General features: G+C 69.1%; 11 protein-coding genes. All 11 read left to right on the top strand.

Translation table 11 applies throughout. From position 1 onward, the window contains the following. The first annotated feature begins 11 nt into the window (after window positions 1–11). Window positions 12–950, top strand: a complete 939-nt coding sequence (locus tag P6144_RS00635; protein ID WP_277765792.1) for a VOC family protein — start codon at window positions 12–14, stop codon at window positions 948–950. Further along, window positions 947–2,080 carry a class I SAM-dependent methyltransferase gene (locus P6144_RS00630; protein WP_277765791.1) on the top strand — a complete coding sequence of 378 codons (1,134 nt, stop codon included), beginning with the start codon at window positions 947–949 and terminating at the stop codon, window positions 2,078–2,080. Before P6144_RS00635 ends, P6144_RS00630 begins: the two co-directional genes overlap by 4 nt. Beyond that, on the top strand, window positions 2,077–2,391 hold the full coding sequence (locus tag P6144_RS00625) for a hypothetical protein (RefSeq protein WP_277765790.1): 315 nt from the start codon (window positions 2,077–2,079) through the stop codon (window positions 2,389–2,391). Before P6144_RS00630 ends, P6144_RS00625 begins: the two co-directional genes overlap by 4 nt. Window positions 2,392–2,733: 342 nt before the next feature. Continuing rightward, window positions 2,734–5,424, top strand: coding sequence for a TonB-dependent receptor (locus P6144_RS00620; protein WP_277765789.1), 2,691 nt, complete (start codon window positions 2,734–2,736; stop codon window positions 5,422–5,424). A 40-nt stretch (window positions 5,425–5,464) separates the two neighbouring features. Further along, window positions 5,465–8,710, top strand: a complete 3,246-nt coding sequence (locus tag P6144_RS00615; RefSeq protein ID WP_277765788.1) for an alpha-L-rhamnosidase — start codon at window positions 5,465–5,467, stop codon at window positions 8,708–8,710. Then, on the top strand, window positions 8,707–10,194 hold the full coding sequence (locus P6144_RS00610; RefSeq protein WP_277765787.1) for a carboxylesterase family protein: 1,488 nt from the start codon (window positions 8,707–8,709) through the stop codon (window positions 10,192–10,194). The genes P6144_RS00615 and P6144_RS00610 overlap by 4 nt, the downstream gene beginning before the upstream one ends. 8 nt (window positions 10,195–10,202) lie before the next feature. Continuing rightward, window positions 10,203–11,081 (top strand): alpha/beta hydrolase, encoded by an 879-nt coding sequence (locus P6144_RS00605; RefSeq protein ID WP_277765786.1) that lies wholly within the window; start codon window positions 10,203–10,205, stop codon window positions 11,079–11,081. Further along, window positions 11,078–12,688, top strand: coding sequence for a tannase/feruloyl esterase family alpha/beta hydrolase (locus P6144_RS00600; protein WP_277765785.1), 1,611 nt, complete (start codon window positions 11,078–11,080; stop codon window positions 12,686–12,688). The genes P6144_RS00605 and P6144_RS00600 overlap by 4 nt, the downstream gene beginning before the upstream one ends. After that, complete coding sequence (locus tag P6144_RS00595) at window positions 12,685–14,337, top strand: AMP-binding protein (protein ID WP_277765784.1); 1,653 nt, start codon at window positions 12,685–12,687, stop codon at window positions 14,335–14,337. Before P6144_RS00600 ends, P6144_RS00595 begins: the two co-directional genes overlap by 4 nt. A 2-nt stretch (window positions 14,338–14,339) precedes the next feature. After that, complete coding sequence (locus tag P6144_RS00590) at window positions 14,340–14,660, top strand: hypothetical protein (RefSeq protein WP_277765783.1); 321 nt, start codon at window positions 14,340–14,342, stop codon at window positions 14,658–14,660. Next, complete coding sequence (locus P6144_RS00585) at window positions 14,660–17,209, top strand: glycoside hydrolase family 3 C-terminal domain-containing protein (RefSeq protein WP_277765782.1); 2,550 nt, start codon at window positions 14,660–14,662, stop codon at window positions 17,207–17,209. The genes P6144_RS00590 and P6144_RS00585 overlap by 1 nt, the downstream gene beginning before the upstream one ends. The last annotated feature ends 266 nt before the right edge of the window (window positions 17,210–17,475 follow it).

Raw genomic sequence — 17,475 nt, 5'->3', positions numbered from 1 at the left:
GGCCCGAACCCATGAACGACTGGACGTCCAACGGCGATCCGCTGCTCACGCGCTTCCGCTTCGCGACGGTGGGCACGCCCGATATCGCCGCGTCCGAAGCGCTCTATACGCAGGTGCTCGGCTACAATGTCCGCGAGCTCGGCGTGGTGGCCGAAGACCTTGCGGCCAGCTGGGGCACGCCCGCCGCGGCCGGCCAGCCCTATACCGTGCTGAGCACCGATGGCGCGACCGACGACTATATCCGGCTCGTCGGCACCGCGGCGGTGCCCGGCTATCGCCCGCTCACCACCTTCGGCTGGGCGGCGTTCGAGATCATCGTCGACGATGTCCATGAAGTGCATCGCCGGCTGCGCGCCGCGGGCTGCACCGTGCTCGCCGAGCCGAAGCCGCTCCAGTTCATGCCTTCGATCGTCGCGATGCAGGCCGCCGGGCCCGCCGGCGAGTGCCTCTATTTCACGATGGAGAGCGGCGATCGCGAGACCTCGATCCTGCCGCGCCCGCGCTCGCTGATCGATCGCCCGTTCATCCTGGTGGTCGCCGGCCCCGATTTCGATGCGCTGCGCAACTGGTATTGCGACCTGTTCGATCTCAAGCGTCGCCCGCTGCGCGACAGCCGCATCGCCATCGTCCAGGAAGCGCAGGGCCTGTCCGCCGATCAGGTGATCCGCATGACCACCGCGGGCCTGGCCGAGCATGGCTATCTGTTCGAGTTCGACGAATATCCCACCGGCCCCGGCCGCATCGCCGGCCCGCGCCCCAGCGGCCCCGGCGCGCTGCCGCCCGGCTGTGCCATGGCGAGCATCGCCACCCGCGCGATGGACCGCGTCGCGCCGCTCGCGATCGCGCCGCCTGTGGTGCGGCACGGTATCGGCTATGATGGCCGCCTGGCCTGCACCGTGCGCGGCCCGGCCGGCGAACTGATCGAATTCATCGAGGAGGCAACAGCATGAGGGTCCGCGACGTCCAGCATCCGATCCTGCCGCGTGCGACCGCTGACGAGCTTGCCCGCCAGCGCGCCGTGGTCAATCTGCGCAAGCTGCTCAACAGCCGGGTGCGCTCGCAGAATGTCCGCCGCTTCCATGAAGAGGGCGCCCCCGCGTTCGCCGAGCGGCACGGCCGCCAGCCGCAGTCGCCCGACGAGATCGAGCAGGCGCTGTTCGAGTCCGTCGACTATCGCCTATGGAGCGCCGCCAACCGCTCGGCCCAGGAGATGATCTGGGTGTCGGTGGGCGAACCGATCTTCCGGGATCGCGCGCGCATGCAGGCGGCCGCGGCCGAGCTCGCGGCGGCGCCCGATCGCAAGGGCAGCCTCACGCTGCGGCCGGGCGAAGACATCTCGCCCGAGGTTGCGGGCACCGACGTCCATCTCCAGCCCGGCGGCTATGCCCGTGACGACAGCGAAGACGACGTGGTCGCGGGCGCCTTCTACGAGACCGGCGGCAACGTGTTCTCCTTCGGTCAGGGCGCGGGCAAGGGAGACAGCAAGGCGGGCGTCGTCTTCCGCCTGCTCGAAACGGATTTCCCGGAGCTCGTCCCCAATCGCATCCTAGATCTCGGCTGCTCGGCTGGCGCCGCCTCCGCCGCCTATGCCGATCGCTTCCCCGATGCCCAGGTGCACGCGATCGACATCGGCGCCGGGATGCTGCGCTATGCGCATGCCCGGGCGGAAGCGCTCGGCGTCGCGGTCCATTTCCATCAGATGGACGCCGCCGATCTGCGCTTCGCCGACGGCAGCTTCGATCTGGTCGTGTCGCACAACATGCTGCACGAGATCGGCGCGGAAAAGCGCCGCCGCGCCATGGCGGAGGCGCTCCGCGTCGTGCGCCCCGGCGGGCTGGTGATCTTCCAGGACGTCGATACTCGCTTCGCCCCGACCGAGGTCCACAAGGTCGAGAAGAACTGGGACACCCGCTTCAACGGCGAGCTGTTCTGGAAGACCTATAACGATGCCGATCTGCTCGCCGACATGCGCGCCGCCGGCTTCGCCGCGGACAGCGTTCGCGAACATGCTGCGGAAGCCGTGAGCAACATCAACCGCTGGTACGTCGTCAGCGGCCGCAAGCCGGAGCAGCAGGCATGACCAGCGCTGCCGAAGCCGTCGGGCTGGTGATCGCCGGCGGCCGGGGCGCGCGCCCGGTGAGCCTGCAGGACGCCGAGACGGAGAAGGTCCTCAACATCGCGCTCGCGTTGCTGGTCGAGCTCAGCGCCTCACAGGAGCGTATCGACCGGCTCGAGCGCGAGGTCGCCGCGCTGCGGCAGCTCGATCTCCAGGACTGGAAGGAGGCGCCTGCCGCCGATGAGGTCCAGCGTGCGCGCGCCGACGATCTCGAAGCGCTCCAGCTGCGCGTGCTGCGTCCCCTGATCGATCCGCGCGGCAGCACCGCCGACTGACCGGAAAACGGCGCGCGCGGACGGCCGCCCCGGCGCCCTCCGCCTCCGCCACCCCTCCCCTAAGGATCGCGCCCGGCTACCGGGCGTCCACCAGCCCGTCGACGCGCGGTTTGCCCGCGCGCTGCGGCGGCGTGCGTGCGCGCGGCCTCGATCGGGTGCAGCCGCACGCCCCCACACACCTCCGCCACACACCTGGCACGAACAAATTTGATCATTGACATGATCGAAAAAGATCGAGATTGAATGATTGTGGAAAAAGTCGCCGCATGAGCGATTCCACGTCCGCGGGGCGGCCAAGCCCTTGCGGGAAAGAGAGTCCGAAGGACCAATTGGGGAGGGAATATGACCATCGAGATTCAGGCGCTGCGTGCGCGCGGAGGGGTGAAGCAGGCGGGGCTTTCGATGCTGGCGCTTGCCACGATGCTGGCCGCAGGCGCGGCGCACGCGCAGACCGCGCCCGCCACTGCCACTGCTACTACCGAGGCAGCCCAGGCCGAAGACACCACGGCCGAGCAGCAGGAAAACATCATCGTCACCGGCACGCTGCTGCGCGGCGTCGCGCCGACCGGGACCAACGTGATCGGCGTCAACCGCGACACGATCACCGCGCGCGGCGTCACCTCGTCGAACGATCTGCTCGCCAAGATCCCGCAGGTCGGCAATTTCGGCACGATCCCGGTCGGCTCCGGCTCGTTCGGCCTGCCGGTGATGCGGCCCAATATCCGCAATCTCGGCGCCTCGGGCGGCAGCACCACGCTGGTGCTGATCAACGGCCATCGCGGCGTCGGCGCCGGCATCCTGCAGACCACGGTCGATCCCTCGATCCTCCCGCCCGACATACTCGAGCGCGTCGAGATCGTCCCCGACGGCGGCTCGGCCATCTATGGCTCGGACGCGATCGGCGGCGTCGTCAACTTCATCACCCGCAAGCGCTTCGACGGCGTCTCGGCCAATGTCCGCTATGGCATCGCCGATGATTACAAGGCGGTCGACGGCAGCCTGACTGCGGGCAAGGACTGGGGCAGCGGCTCGCTGTTCCTCGCCTATTCCTATGTCCATCACGACGATGTGCTCGGCATCGACCGCGACTATAGCTCGGCCGATCGGCGCTCGAAGGGCGGCGGCGATTTCCGCGTCACCACCTGCGCGCCGGGCAACATCACCGTCGGCGCGACGACCTATGCGTTGCCCGGCCTGACTGCCGGCACGGTCAACAAGTGCGACCAGAATGCCTATGCCGATCTGTTCCCGCGCGAGGAGCGGCATTCGGTGTTCGGCTCGCTCACCCAGCAGCTCGACGGCAGCACCGATTTCTCGCTGACCGCCTATTGGTCGCGCCGCGATACGGTGGTGAAGCAGAACCAGGGCATGCTGTCGGGCACGATCAGCCTGCTCAACCCCTTCTTCCACACGATCGCCGGCGAATTTCAGCAGAATGCGTCCTTTTCGTTCGCGAATGTCTTCGGCAACAGCCTCACCAGCAAGCAGCGTTTCGAATCCTACGGCGCCACCCCCTCCCTCACCTTCACGCTGGGCAAGGGCTGGCAGCTGCGCGCGGAGAGCAATTTCGGCCGCAGCTACAATCTGGTCCGCGAAGCCGCGCTCGACACTACCACCGCCACGCTCGCGCTGGCCGGCCTGATCCCGGGCGTCGCGCTCAACCCCTATAATCTGTCGGCGAGCAGCCCCGCCGCGCTTGCCGCGATCGCCAATTGGGAGAATTACGGCGACGCGACGCAGGAGCTGGCCGAGGGCCGGCTGATCCTCGACGGGTCGCTGGCACATCTTTCCGGCGGCGACATCCGCGTCGCGCTCGGCGTCGAATATCACTATGAGAACATCAGCTCGCGCATCGCCCAGGGCGCGATCGGCTCCTATGCCAACGCCAGGATGTCGCACGCCTCGCGCGACGTACGCTCGGCATTCGGCGAGCTGATGATCCCGATCGTCGGCGCCGAGAATGGCAGCCCCGGCCTGCGCGGGCTGCAGCTCTCGGCCTCGGTGCGCTATGACGATTACAGCGACCAGGGCGGCACCACCAATCCGAAGATCGGCCTGAACTACAAGCCGTTCGACGACCTGACGATCCGCGGCAACTACGGCACCTCGTTCCACGCGCCGAGCCTTGCCGACACCACCAGCACCTCGGACTCGCGGGCGACCGTGCTGCCCTACAGTCCGTTCCTCAAGCCTGGCTATGCGCCCACCGATCCGCTGCGCACCACGATCGTGCTGGCGGGCGGCAATCCGAACCTGAAGCCCGAACGCGCCGACACCTGGTCCGCCGGCTTCGACTGGGCGCCGCATGCGGTGCCCGGGCTGGTGGCGAACCTCACTTACTACAATGTGAAGTTCAAGGACGCGATCGGCCTGGCGCCGTTCCTCTCGCCCACGCTGTTCACCAACACCAACTATGCCAGCTTCTACATCATCAACCCGACGCTGGCGCAGACCCAGGCGGCGGTGGGCAGCCTGTCGGTGGTCGGCGCACCGAGCATCGCCAGCCTCTATAGCGGCCCGCTCGGCCCCTATGTGCTGATCGATGCGCGCCGCAACAATCTTGGCGCGGTCAACACCGACGGGCTCGACTTCAACCTGTCCTATGTCCGCAAGACCGGCTTCGGCGCGGTCAACGCCAGCATCGCCGGCACCTACACGCTGGGCCGCAAGTCGCAGGCGGTCGCGGGCGGGACGTTCACCGACGATCTCAGGAACGGCGTCGGCCGCACTGCCTTCGTCGCCACGCTGGGCGGCAAGGCCGGCGGGTTCATCGCTTCGGCGTCGTACAACTACAAGGGCGGCTTCCCGATCCTGGGCGTGACGCCGCAGACCCGGGTGGGATCGTTCCAGACGGTGGACGCCTTCCTCGCCTATGATCTGGGCGAGCACGGCTTCCTCAAGGGCGCGATGCTCACACTCAATGTCGACAATCTCTTCGATCGGGATCCGCCCTGGCTGAACAGCAGCGCCGCCTATACCAATGGCAGCACGCTGGGACGGCTCGTCACCTTTGGCGTCCGGACCAGGTTCTGAAGAAAGGGATCCGGTGTCGCTTTCATGGTCTGCCCGGGCAATGCGTACTCTATTGGCCTCGGGCACAGCGGCCATGGCGCTCATCTCCGCCATGGCTGCCGCGGCGCAGGACGGCGACCCGGCCCCCACGGCACTGACCGTCGAATATACCGATGCTCCGCTCGGCATCGACGAGCCTGCTCCGCGCTTCGCCTGGCATTCCCCGGCGAAGCGCCAGGCGGCCTACCGGATCCGCGTCTCCACTGCGGGCAAGCCGATATGGGACAGCGGCAGGATCGCCTCTGCGGACAATGCGCAGATCCCCTATGCCGGCCCGGCACTGGCCGCGCGCACCCGCTATGCCTGGCAGGTCAAGACCTGGGACGGCGAGGGCCACGAGAGCGGCTGGAGCAAGCCCGGCTGGTGGGAGATGGGCCTGCTCGCGCCCGCCGACTGGTCGGGCCACTGGATCGCCGGCCCGTCGCGCCGCGACCATGACTGGCGAGACCTCCGCTTCGAAGCCGACCTGACGCTCAACGGCACCGCGCTCGACCTGCTCTTCCGCGCCCGTGCCGCCGGCAAGACCTATGGTGAGGCCTATGTCTGGACGCTCGCCGAGGAGAAGACCGGCCCGGTGCTGATCGCGCGCGTCCGCCACTATCCCGGCGGCAGCAGCTCGGGCGTCAAGACCACCGAGCTCAAGCGCGTGCCGCTCACCGGCATTGCGCTCAGGGGCGTGCGCCACAGGGTGACGATCACCGCCACCGGCACCGGCATCGCCACTGCGATCGACGGCAAGCAGGTCGATTTCACCACCGACGCCGGCCAGGCGAACGGCACGATCGGCTTTTCCTCGCGCGAGGCCAATGCCGCGACCATCCATGCGGTGCGCGTCACCGGCACCGGCAGCCCCGCCTTCGCCACGCGTTTCCCCGCGAACGACAATCCCTTTGTCGGCGGCACGGTCGAGGCCGGCGGGCTCACCGTCGCGGCGGGCGTGCCCAATATCGACATCGTCCTGCCGATCGAGGCCCCCGCCCCGCTCGTCCGCAAGGCGTTCACCCTGCCGGCAAAGACGATCGCCGCCGCCCGGCTCTATGTCGCCGGCGCCGGCTGGCCGCGGCTCCACCTCAACGGCGGTACCGTCGGCGCCAGCGCGATGGCCAGCGGCTTCACCGCGTACGACAAGCGCGTGCTCTACCAGAGCTACGACGTCACCGCGCGTGTCGGCGCCGGGCAGAATGTGATCGGTGCCGAGCTCGGCCGCGGCTGGTACGGCCTCACCGATCCGAACGAATGGTATTTCAACCAGGCGCCGTGGCACGGCGAGCCCGCGCTCAAGGCGCAGCTCGAAGTCACCTTCGCCGACGGCACCCGCCAGACGATCGCCAGCGACGCAAGCTGGCAGGCGATCTCGGGCCCGACCCTGGGCGACTCCGTCCATCGCGGCGAGCGCTACGATGCCCGCCTCCTCCCCACCGGCTGGGACAGTGCCGGCTTCGCGCCCCGGGGCTGGAGCGCTGCCCGGCAGGTCATGGGCCCCGTGGGCAAGCTCGTCGCCGCCAATGTCGAGCCGATCGCCCCGGTCGAGCAACTCGCGCCGGTTGCGCTCACCCAGGTGAAGCCCGGCGTCTGGGTCTATGATTTCGGCCGCATCTTCTCGGGTTGGACCGCGCTCGACGTCACCGGCCCGCGCGGCACCACCGTCTCGCTCGTCGCCAGCGAGCGGATCAATGACGAGGGCATGGTCGTCCCCGCCTCGGGCCTGATCGACGCGCAGTTGCAGACCGATCGCTACACGCTGGCGGGCAAGGGCCGCGAGCATTGGGAGCCGAGCTTCGGCTATCGCGGCTTCCGCTATGTCGAGCTGCGCGGCTATCCGGGCACGCCGACGCTGGCGACGCTCACCGGCCGGGTCGCCCATTCCTCGGTCGCCAAGGTCGGCGACTTCACCAGCGCCAACCCGCTGCTCGGCCAGATCGACCAGGCGGCGATCCGCACCATCCTCAACAACATGCACGGCTATCAGACCGATACGCCGACCTATGAGAAGAATGGCTGGACCGGCGATGCCCAGGCCTCGGCCGGTGCCGCCGCGCGCAGCCTCGGCATCGCGCGGGTCTGGACCAAGTGGCTGAACGACTATCCCGATGCCCAGGCGCCGAGCGGCGAGCTGCCCGAGATCGTCCCCGCCACGCCCTGGTATGGCTATGAGGGCACACCCGGCTGGTCCTTCGTCTGGGGCCCGTCGACGCCGTGGGACGTCGCCGCGATGATCCTGCCCTGGGAGCTGTACCAGACCGAAGGCGACACCCGCATCCTCGCGCGGATGCACGACATGCAGCAGCGGCTGGTCGACTATACCGCCACGGTCTTCAAGGCACCCGACTATCGCCACACCAGCGGCCTCAGCGAATGGAGCGCGCCCGGCCCGCTCGACATCTTCGCCAGCAACAATGGCGGGATCGATGCGATCACCACCGCCTATTTCTTCCATGAGGCGGACCTGCTCGCCAGATCCTCCGCGGTGATCGGCAACCGCGCCGATGCGAACCGCTATGCCGCGCTCGCCGCCGATATCCGCCGTGCCTACAACGCCCGCTACTGGGACGCGGCGAACGGCTGGTACCGCACGCTCAACGACAAGGGCGCGACCAAGGGGCCCACCCTGTCGCAGAACATCCTGCCGCTGGCCTTCGGCATGGTGCCCGACGGCGCGGAGCAGAAGGTCGCCGACACGATCGCCGCCGATGTCGAGGCGCGCGGCCTGCGTGCCGGCGTGTTCGGCACGCGCTACCTGCTCGAAATCCTCAGCGACCATGGCCATGCCGACCTCGCCTACAAGGTCGCCACGCGCACCGACGAGCCGAGCTGGGGTTTCTGGCTGAAGAGCGGCCACGGCACGATGCTCGAGGCGTGGAGCCTCAATGCCCGCTCGCGCGACCATCATTATTTCGGCTCGATCGCCGACTGGATGCGCCAGCGCCTCGCCGGCCTGCGTCCCGGCGCGCCCGGCTATCGCATCGTCCAGGTCCGCCCGGAGATCCCTGATGGCCTCGCCTCGGCCTCCGCGACCATGGCGACGCCGCAGGGCGAGGCGCGCGCGGGCTGGCAGGTCGACAAGGGCCGCCTGACCCTCACCGCCACCGTGCCGATGAACGCCACCGGCGAGATCTGGGTGCCTGCCCGCTTCGGCGCGCTCACCGCCCTTCCCGACGGCGCCACCTTGCTGCGCAAGACCGATGCCGCGGCCGTCTATGCCACTGGCCCCGGCAGCTTCACCTTCGTGACCGAGGGCCGCAAATGAGAACCTCCCTGCTCGCCCTCGCCCTGCTGCTCGCCGGCACTGCCCAGGCGCAGGAGGTACGCGCACCCGCAGGCACGCTGCGCGGCGTCACCGCGCAGGGCGTCACCAGCTTCAAGGGCATTCCCTATGCGGCGGCGCCCGTCGGCCCGCTGCGCTGGCATGCGCCGATGCCCGCTCCCGCCTGGACCGGCACGCGCAACGCCACCGGCTATGGCAATGACTGCGTCCAGGCGCGCATGCCCGGCGACCTTGCCAACACCACGCTGCCGATGTCCGAGGACTGCCTGTTCCTCAACGTCTGGACGCCGCAGCCGCGCGCCGGCGCCAAGCTGGCGGTGATGGTCTATATCCATGGCGGTGGCTTCTCGACCGGATCGGGCAGCTCGGCGATCCTCGATGGCACCCGGCTGGCGGCGCGCGGCGTGGTGGTCGTCACCTTCAACTATCGCCTCGGCCGCTTCGGCTTCTTCGCGACGCCGGCCCTCCGCCGTGAGGCGGCGGGCAGCGCCACCGGCAACTGGGCGCTGATGGACCAGATCGCTGCGCTCCAATGGGTGAAGCGCAACATCGCGGTATTCGGCGGCGACCCCGCGAACGTCACTGTCTTCGGCGAATCCGCCGGCGGCGAGTCCGTCGATCGGCTGATGGTCTCGCCCGCGGCCAAGGGGCTGTTCGGCAAGGCGATCGCCGCGTCGGGCGGCGGGCGCGACAGCTGGCCCGATCTCGCGGCAGGTGAAGCCAAGGGGCTGGCCTTCGCCGCGAAGATGGGCGTCGCGGGCGACGATCTTGCCGCGCTGCGCGCCCTGCCTGCCGACAAGGTCCAGGGCGGCATCAGCCTGCTCAACCCCGATGAGGCCCATTATTCCGGCCCGATGACCGATGGCCGCATCGTCACCGGCGACACCGACGCGCTGCTCGCCGCGGGCAAGGCGCGCGGCATCCGCTATATCGTCGGCTCGAACAGCGACGAGCTGGGCTTCATCCCCGCCCCCTTCCTCAAGGGCTTCGTCGCCAAGGCGAGCGAGAAGCTCGGAGCCGGCGCCGAAGCGGTGCGCACCGCCTATGGCTCGCCTGAGGCCTATGAGCGCCGTCTCGCCAGCGACTTCACCTTCACCGAGCCCGCCTTCTCGCTCGCCACCCGCCAGGCAGGCGCCGGCGCGCCGACCTGGCTCTATCGTTTCGGCTATGTCGCCGAGGCGAAGCGCGCCACGCTGGCGGGCGCCTCGCACGCCACCGATGTGCCCTATCAGTTCGACAATCTCGCCGCCGCCGGCAGCACGCCCAGCGCGGCCGACCTCGCCGCCGCCAGGTTGGTCGCCGATCGCTGGGTCCGCTTCGCCAAAACCGGCGACCCCGGCTGGCCACGCTTCCTGCCCGGCGCGCAGATGCTGGTGTTCGGCAAGGACGGAGCCGCCATCGCCCCCGCCGACACCCCCGAGATCAAGGCGATCGCCGCCGCGCGCGACGCCGCGAAGAAGCAATGAGGAACTCCGTGATCCGAAGCCTTGTCCCGATCCTCGCGCCAATCGCGCTCTTCGCCGCCGGCACGGCCGCGCATGCGCAGGAAGTGATCCGGCTCTGGCCGAACGGCGCCCCCGGCTCGATCGGCCCGATGCCGGCGCAGGTCACCACCGATCGCCCGCCTTATGGGCTGATCACCCGCAACGTCTCCGATCCGACGCTGACCGTGTTCGCGCCCGATCCCAAGATCGCCAACGGCACCGCGGTGATCGTCGCGCCCGGCGGCGGCTTTCACCTGCTCTCGATCGGCAACGAAGGCGACGGCGTCGCCCGCTGGCTCAACGGGCTGGGCATCACTGCCTTCGTCCTGCGCTACCGTCTGCTGCCCACCGGCGACGATTTCGGCGGCGTGCTGATCCGCCGGCTGATGAACTTCAAGGCGCTCGAAGCCGCGGTCGCGCCGCTTCGGCCGCTCGCCACTGCCGATGGCGAGGAAGCGGTGCGCTATGTCCGCGCGCATGCCGCGCACTATGGCGTGAAGCCCGGCCGCATCGGCATGATGGGCTTCTCCGCCGGCGGCGGGGTGACGCTCTGGACCGTGCTCGGCGGCAAGCCCGCCAGCCGGCCCGATTTTGTCGTGGCGATGTATCCCGGCTTGGTCGGCGATCCGCTCGCCGTGCCCGCCAATGCGCCGCCGCTGCTCGCCATGGTCGCCGAGGACGATCCGCTCGTTCGCCCCGAGGCCGGGCGGCTGGTCGATGCCTGGAAGGCGGCCGGCGACGACGCGACTTTGGTGACGTTCGAGAAGGGCGGCCACGGCTTCGGCATCAAGAAGAGCGGCAAGCCGTCCGATGCCTGGACCGAGCGCGCGCAATCATGGTTCGAGGCAAAGGGGTTGCTCCGCAAATGAACCGTATCGTCCATTTCGGCGCGCTGGGCGCCGTCGCCGCCGTGCTGCTCGCTGCGGGCGGCAGTCCCGAGCCCGTCGCCGCCTTCGCCCCCGCCGATCCGGCCGCCGATGCCTGCGCCGCGCTCACCGGCCTGACGCTGACCGACGGCAAGGTCGTCAGGACCGAGCAGGTCGCCAAGGGCGGGCTGGTCTCCACCAAGGAGGGCACGCCCGGCCTGCCCAGCCAGGCCGCCTTCTGCCGCGTCTATGCCGAGCTCAGCCCGACGCCGCGCTCGAAGATCAAGGTCGAGGTGTGGCTGCCCGCCTCCGCCGCGTGGAACGGCAAGCTGCTCGGCGCCGGCAATGGCGGCTATGGCGGCTCGATGCTGCTCCCGCAGCTCACCATGCAGGGCGCGCTCGGCAAGGGCTATGCCACGGTCGGCACCGACATGGGCCATGTCGGCACCGCCGATACCGACGGCAAATGGGCGCTGAACGAACCCGAACGGATCGCCGATTTCGGCCACCGCGCCAACCATCTCGCCTCGGGCGCCGGCAAGGCGGTGATCGCCGCCTATTACGGCGCCGCCCCCAAGGCCGCCTATTTCCAGGGCTGCTCGGACGGCGGCCGCGAGGCGCTGATGGAAGCGCAGCGCTACCCGCAGGACTATGACGCGATCATCGCCGGTGCCCCGGCCAATGCCTGGACCCGGCTGATGACCGCCTTCATGGTCGACGACCGCGCCGTCTTCGCCCGGCCCGAAAGCGCGATCCCCAACGCCAAGCTCAAGCTGCTCCAGGATGCCGCGATCGCCCAGTGCGACGCGAAGGACGGGGTCAAGGACGGCGTGCTCGACGATCCGCGCCAATGCGGCTTCGATCCCGTTGTGCTCCAGTGCAAGGCGGGCGACGGCCCCGGCTGCCTCAGCGCGCCCCAGGTCACTGCCGCTCGCGCGCTCTATCGCGGTGCGGTGGATGCGAAGGGCAACAAGTTCTTCCCCGGCTACATGCCCGGTGCCGAAGCGGTGCCCGGCGCCTGGGACGTCTGGCTCACCGGTCCCAAGGCGCAGCACGGCATCTTCGCCGGCGAGTTCTTCCGCTACATGGTCCATTCGAACCCGGACTGGCAGCCGGCCTCGTTCGACTTCGCGCGCGATTATGCCGCCGCGCGCCGCCTCGCACCCGTCCTCGACAGCGACAATCCGGACATCGGCCCGTTCCTGCGTCGCGGCGGCAAGCTGATCCTCTATCACGGCTGGAACGACGCCGCGATCGCGCCCGAGAACACGATCGACTATTATCAGGCCGTCCGGAAGCGCCTGGGCAAGGCTGCCGAAAGCTCGGTGCGCCTGTTCATGGCCCCCGGCATGTCGCACTGCCTCGCCGGCCCCGGCCCCAACAGCTTCGACGCGCTCGGCACGCTCGACAAATGGCGCCAGGGCGGCCCCGCGCCCGAGACCATCGTCGCAACCAAGTTCGACAACGACCTGTTCGGCTATCTCGGCTTCCCGGCCAAGCCGGTCCGCACTCGCCCGCTGTGCGCCTATCCCAAGGTCGCGCGCTGGGACGGCAAGGGCTCGACCGACGACGCCGCCAGCTTCACCTGCGTCCCGCCGGGCAAGCGATGAGCATCGCGCCCAGCCATGTCCACGGCGCCGACGCCCCGCCGCTGATCGAGCACACGATCGGCGAGGCCCTGGCGCTGGCCGCCGCCCGCTGGGGTGGGCGCGAGGCACTGGTCTCGGTCGAGCAGGATATCCGCTGGACCTTTGCCGAGTTGCTCGACCGGGCGGACGCGCTGGCCGCCGGCCTGCTCGCGCTCGGCCTCGAGCCCGGCGACCGGATCGGCATCTGGGCGCCCAATTGCGTCGAATGGACGCTCACCCAGTTCGCTGCTGCGCGCGCCGGGCTGATCCTGGTGACGATCAACCCGGCCTATCGCACCAGCGAGGCCGCCTTCACCATGGCCAAGGTCGGGCTGGCCGGGCTCGTCTTCGCTGATCGCTTCAAGACCAGCGACTATGCCGCGATGGTCGCCGAGATCGCGCCCGATCTGCCCGCGCTCCGCCGCATCATCTGCATCGGCGCCGCCACGCATCCGGGCTGGATTCCCTTCCACCAGGTCGCCGGCCATGCAGGCGCGGCCGATCACGAGAAGCTCCGCACCATCGCCCCGCATCTGCGCGCCACCGACGCGATCAACATCCAGTTCACCAGCGGCACCACCGGCCAGCCCAAGGGCGCGACGCTCAGCCACCGCAACATCCTCAACAACGGCTATTTCGTCGGCCTGGCGCAGCGCCTCCAGCCCGGCGACCGCATCTGCATCCCCGTGCCGCTCTATCACTGCTTCGGCATGGTGATGGGCAACCTCGCCGCCCTCACCCACGGCGCGACCATGGTCTATCCCGCCGCCGGCTTCGATCCCGGCGCCACCCTCACCGCGATCGCGCGCGAGCGCTGCACGTCGCTCTACGGCGTGCCCACCATGTTCATCGCGCTGCTCGCCCATCCCGAGTTCGACCGCTTCGACATCGCCTCGCTGCGCACCGGCGTGATGGCCGGCGCAGTCTGCCCCGAGCCGCTGATGCGCGCGGTGATCGACCGGCTGCACATGCCCCAGGTCACGATCGCATACGGCATGACCGAGACCAGCCCGGTCAGCTTCCAGACCGCGGTCGACGATCCGCTCGAGCGCCGCACCGGCTCGATCGGCCTCGTCCAGCCGCACCTCCAGTGCAAGATCGTCGACGAGGCCGGCGAGGTCGTGCCCGCTGGCACCCCCGGCGAGCTGTGCACCCGCGGCTATTCGGTGATGCTCGGCTATTGGGACGAGCCGGAAAAGACCGCAGCGGTGATCGATGCCCAGGGCTGGATGCATTCGGGCGATCTCGCGGTGATCGACGCTTCCGGCTACGGCACCATCGTCGGCCGGCTCAAGGACATGGTGATCCGAGGCGGCGAGAACATCTATCCGCGCGAGATCGAGGAGTTTCTCTACGGCCACCCCGCGGTCGAGGACGTCGCCGTGGTCGGCATTCCCGACGATCGCATGGGCGAGGAGCTCTGCGCCTGGATCCGTCTGCGCGCCGGCGCGACCGGCGACGCGGAGGAGGTCCGCGCCTTCTGCCGCGGCCGCATCGCCCATTACAAGGTCCCCCGCTACGTCCGCTTCGTCGACGCCTTCCCCACCACCGTGACCGGCAAGGTCCAGAAATATCTGATCCGCGAGGCGATGATCGCCGAGCTGGGTCTCGCAACCACCAGCCAAGGATGAGGATGATGAACACGCTTCTGATCGCCGCCCTGCTCGCACTGCCGGGCGCCGCCATGGCCCAGACCGCGCCGGCCCCGGCGCCGAGCCCCGCCGCCACTCCAGCACCCGCGCCCAAGTTCACCCTCGATACGCCGATCCAGGACATCGTCGCCGATGCCCAGGGCAAGGCGGTGATCGACAAGAACCTGCCCGGGCTGATCGGCCTGCCGCAATACGAGATGTTCAAGGGCCTCAGCCTCAAGCAGCTCCAGCCCTATTCGGACGGCAAGCTCACCGACGAGATCCTCGCCAAGACCGCCGCCGATCTCGCCGCGATCAAATAATGGCCAAACCGCATATCCTTGCCTGCGTCGCCCTGGCGGCGTTGATTGCGAGCACCCCAACCCTCGCCCAGGCGCAGACCGACCGCATGACCTATCGAGAGAAGAACGCCCCGCTGGAGAAGCGCGTCGAGGATCTGATGGGCCGGCTCACGCTGGAGGAGAAGGTCTCGCTGCTCGCCGGCGAAAGCTCGATGACGCTCCAGTCGATCCCCCGCCTCGGCATTCCCGGGATCAAGGTGACCGACGGCCCCACCGGCGTCCGCTCGCCCGAGGGCAAGCCCGCCACGGTCTTCCCGGTCGGCGTCGCCATCGCCGCGACCTGGAATCCGGAGGTGGCGAAATCGGTCGGTGCCGCGATCGCGGAGGAGACGCGCGGATACGGCGCCGCGGTGCTGCTCGCGCCGACGGTGAACATCGTCCGCACCCCGCGCTGGGGCCGCAATTTCGAGACCTATTCGGAAGACCCGCTGCTCGCCGGCAAGCTGGGGCTCGGCTATGTCGCGGGCGTGCAGGGCAAGGGCATCGGCGTCTCGATCAAGCACTTCGCCGCCAACAACCACGAGACCAACCGCTTCTTTGTCGATTCGGTCGTCGACGAGCGGACCTTGCGCGAGATCTACCTGCCCGCCTTCGAGACGGTGGTGAAGCAGGCCGATCCCTGGTCGGTCATGGCCTCGTACAACAAGGTCAACGGCACCTATGCCAGCGAGAATCGCTGGCTGCTCACCGATCTGCTCAAGCAGGAATGGGGCTATAAGGGGTTCGTCGTCTCCGATTGGGGCGCGACCCACAGCACTGCGCCCGCAGTCAATGCCGGGCTCGATCTCGAAATGCCCGGCCCCGCCCAGAAGTTCGGCGAGAAGCTGCTCGCCGCGGTGCGCGCGGGCGAAGTCACCCCGGCACAGCTCGACGACAATGCCCGGCGCATCGTCCGCCTGATCGTCCGCAGCGGCGCGCTCGACGGCGCCTTGCCCAAGGGCGAGATCGGCGGCGCGGCGCACCGGGCGGCGGCGCGCGCCGCCGCCGACGAAGCGATCGTGCTGCTCAAGAACAGCGGCGTGCTGCCCTTGAAGCCCGGCATCAAGACGCTCGCGGTGATCGGCCCCAACGCTGCCATCGCCCGCATCCAGGGCGGCGGCAGCTCGGCGGTCACGCCGTTCGACAAGCTGGTCACGCCGCTCGAGGCGATCCGCGCCGCGCTGCCCGGCGTCGAGGTGATCTACGAAAAGGGCGTCGATAGCGAAGAGACCCCGCCAACCGCCGATCCCGCGCTGTTCAGCCCCGCGGCCGACAGCAGGGAGACCGGGCTCGAGGCGACCTATTTCGCCAATCCCGATTTCAGCGGCGATCCGGTGAAGACCCAGCGCGCCACCGATTTCACCAAGCGGATCAGCGCCAACATCGCGAGCGCCAAGGTGATCGGCTATGCCGCGATGCGCTGGTCGGGCGTGTTCCGCGCGCCGGCCACCGGCACCTATGAATTCAGCGTGCGCGGCACCGGCACGGGCGTGCTCACGCTCGATGGCAAGACGATCCTCGACAAGGCCACGCCGTCGGCGCCCGACAATCGCGACGTGATCGGCTTCCCCGTCCCCCAGCGCACCGTCCAGGTCCAGCTCGAGGGCGGCAAGGCCTATCCGATCCGCCTCGACTACGTCACCGGCCAGACGCCCTATGAAGCGCTCAAGTTCGGCGTTCGCACGCCCCGGCCCGATTTCGACGCCGCCGTCGCCGCCGCGAAGCGTACCGATGCCGCGATCGTCATCGGCGGCTCCGCCTCGCTCACCGAGGGCGAAGGCTATGACCGCGCCAATTTCGACCTGCCCGGCGAGCAGGACAGGCTGATCGCGGCGGTCGCGGCCGCCAATCCCGCCACTGTCGTGGTCGTCAATGCCGGCGCGGCGATGACCATGCCCTGGGAGAAGCAGGTCCCTGCCATTCTCGACATGTGGCTACCCGGCCAGGAAGGCGCCGCGGCGCTCGCCGATATCCTGATCGGCAAGGTCAATCCGTCGGGCAAGCTGCCGGTCACCTTCCCGGCAAAGAGCAGCGACGACCAGACGGTCCTCACCGACATGAAGGCGAAGTACAGCGAGGGGCTGCTCGTCGGCTATCGCGGCTATGAGGCCCGCGGTGTGGCGCCGCTCTTCGCCTTCGGGCACGGCCTGTCCTACACCAGCTTCGGCTATGCGGGGCTCACCGCCCCGGCGAGCATCGCTCCCGGTGCGAAGGCCAGGGTGAAGCTCTCGGTCCGTAACACCGGCAAGATGGGCGGCAAGGACGTCGTCCAGCTCTATGTCGCGCGCGCCGATCGCACGGCCGACGAGCCGGTCAAGCAGCTCGCCGGCTTCTCCAAGGTCGCGCTCGCGCCGGGCGAGACCCGCACCGTCGAGATCGCGCTCGATCCCCGTGCCTTCGGCTATTGGGACACCGCGACCCACCATTGGGTCGCCCGCGCGGGCGCCTATCAGCTGCTCGTCGGCAGCGCCTCGGACGATATCCGGCTGAAGGCGGATATCCGCGTCACCGCGACCAAGGCAATCGACTAGAGTTAACCCACCAACTTCCGTCACCCCGGCCTCGCGTCGGGGTGACGGCTATTTGCCGATATTCCTCTTCTTTTTCCCGGCGAAGGCCGGGGCCCAGACTAAAAAAAGTGCGCGGCGAAGACGCGCCAAGGTGGGTGGCTTTCAAGGCTGGGCCCCGGCCTTCGCCGGGGAAAGCCGGTTGCCCGGGAAAAGCATATTGCAATGTAGGATTTCGTCTGTTTGGCTCATGCGGCCGGGGCTCATGCTCCGACCGCTCTTTGATCTGT

The organism is Sphingomonas sp. HITSZ_GF (assembly GCF_029543155.1).
Taxonomy (GTDB): domain Bacteria; phylum Pseudomonadota; class Alphaproteobacteria; order Sphingomonadales; family Sphingomonadaceae; genus Sphingomonas.
The sequence above is the reverse complement of the archived record's forward strand: the minus strand, read 5'-3'. Positions and strand labels throughout refer to the sequence as shown.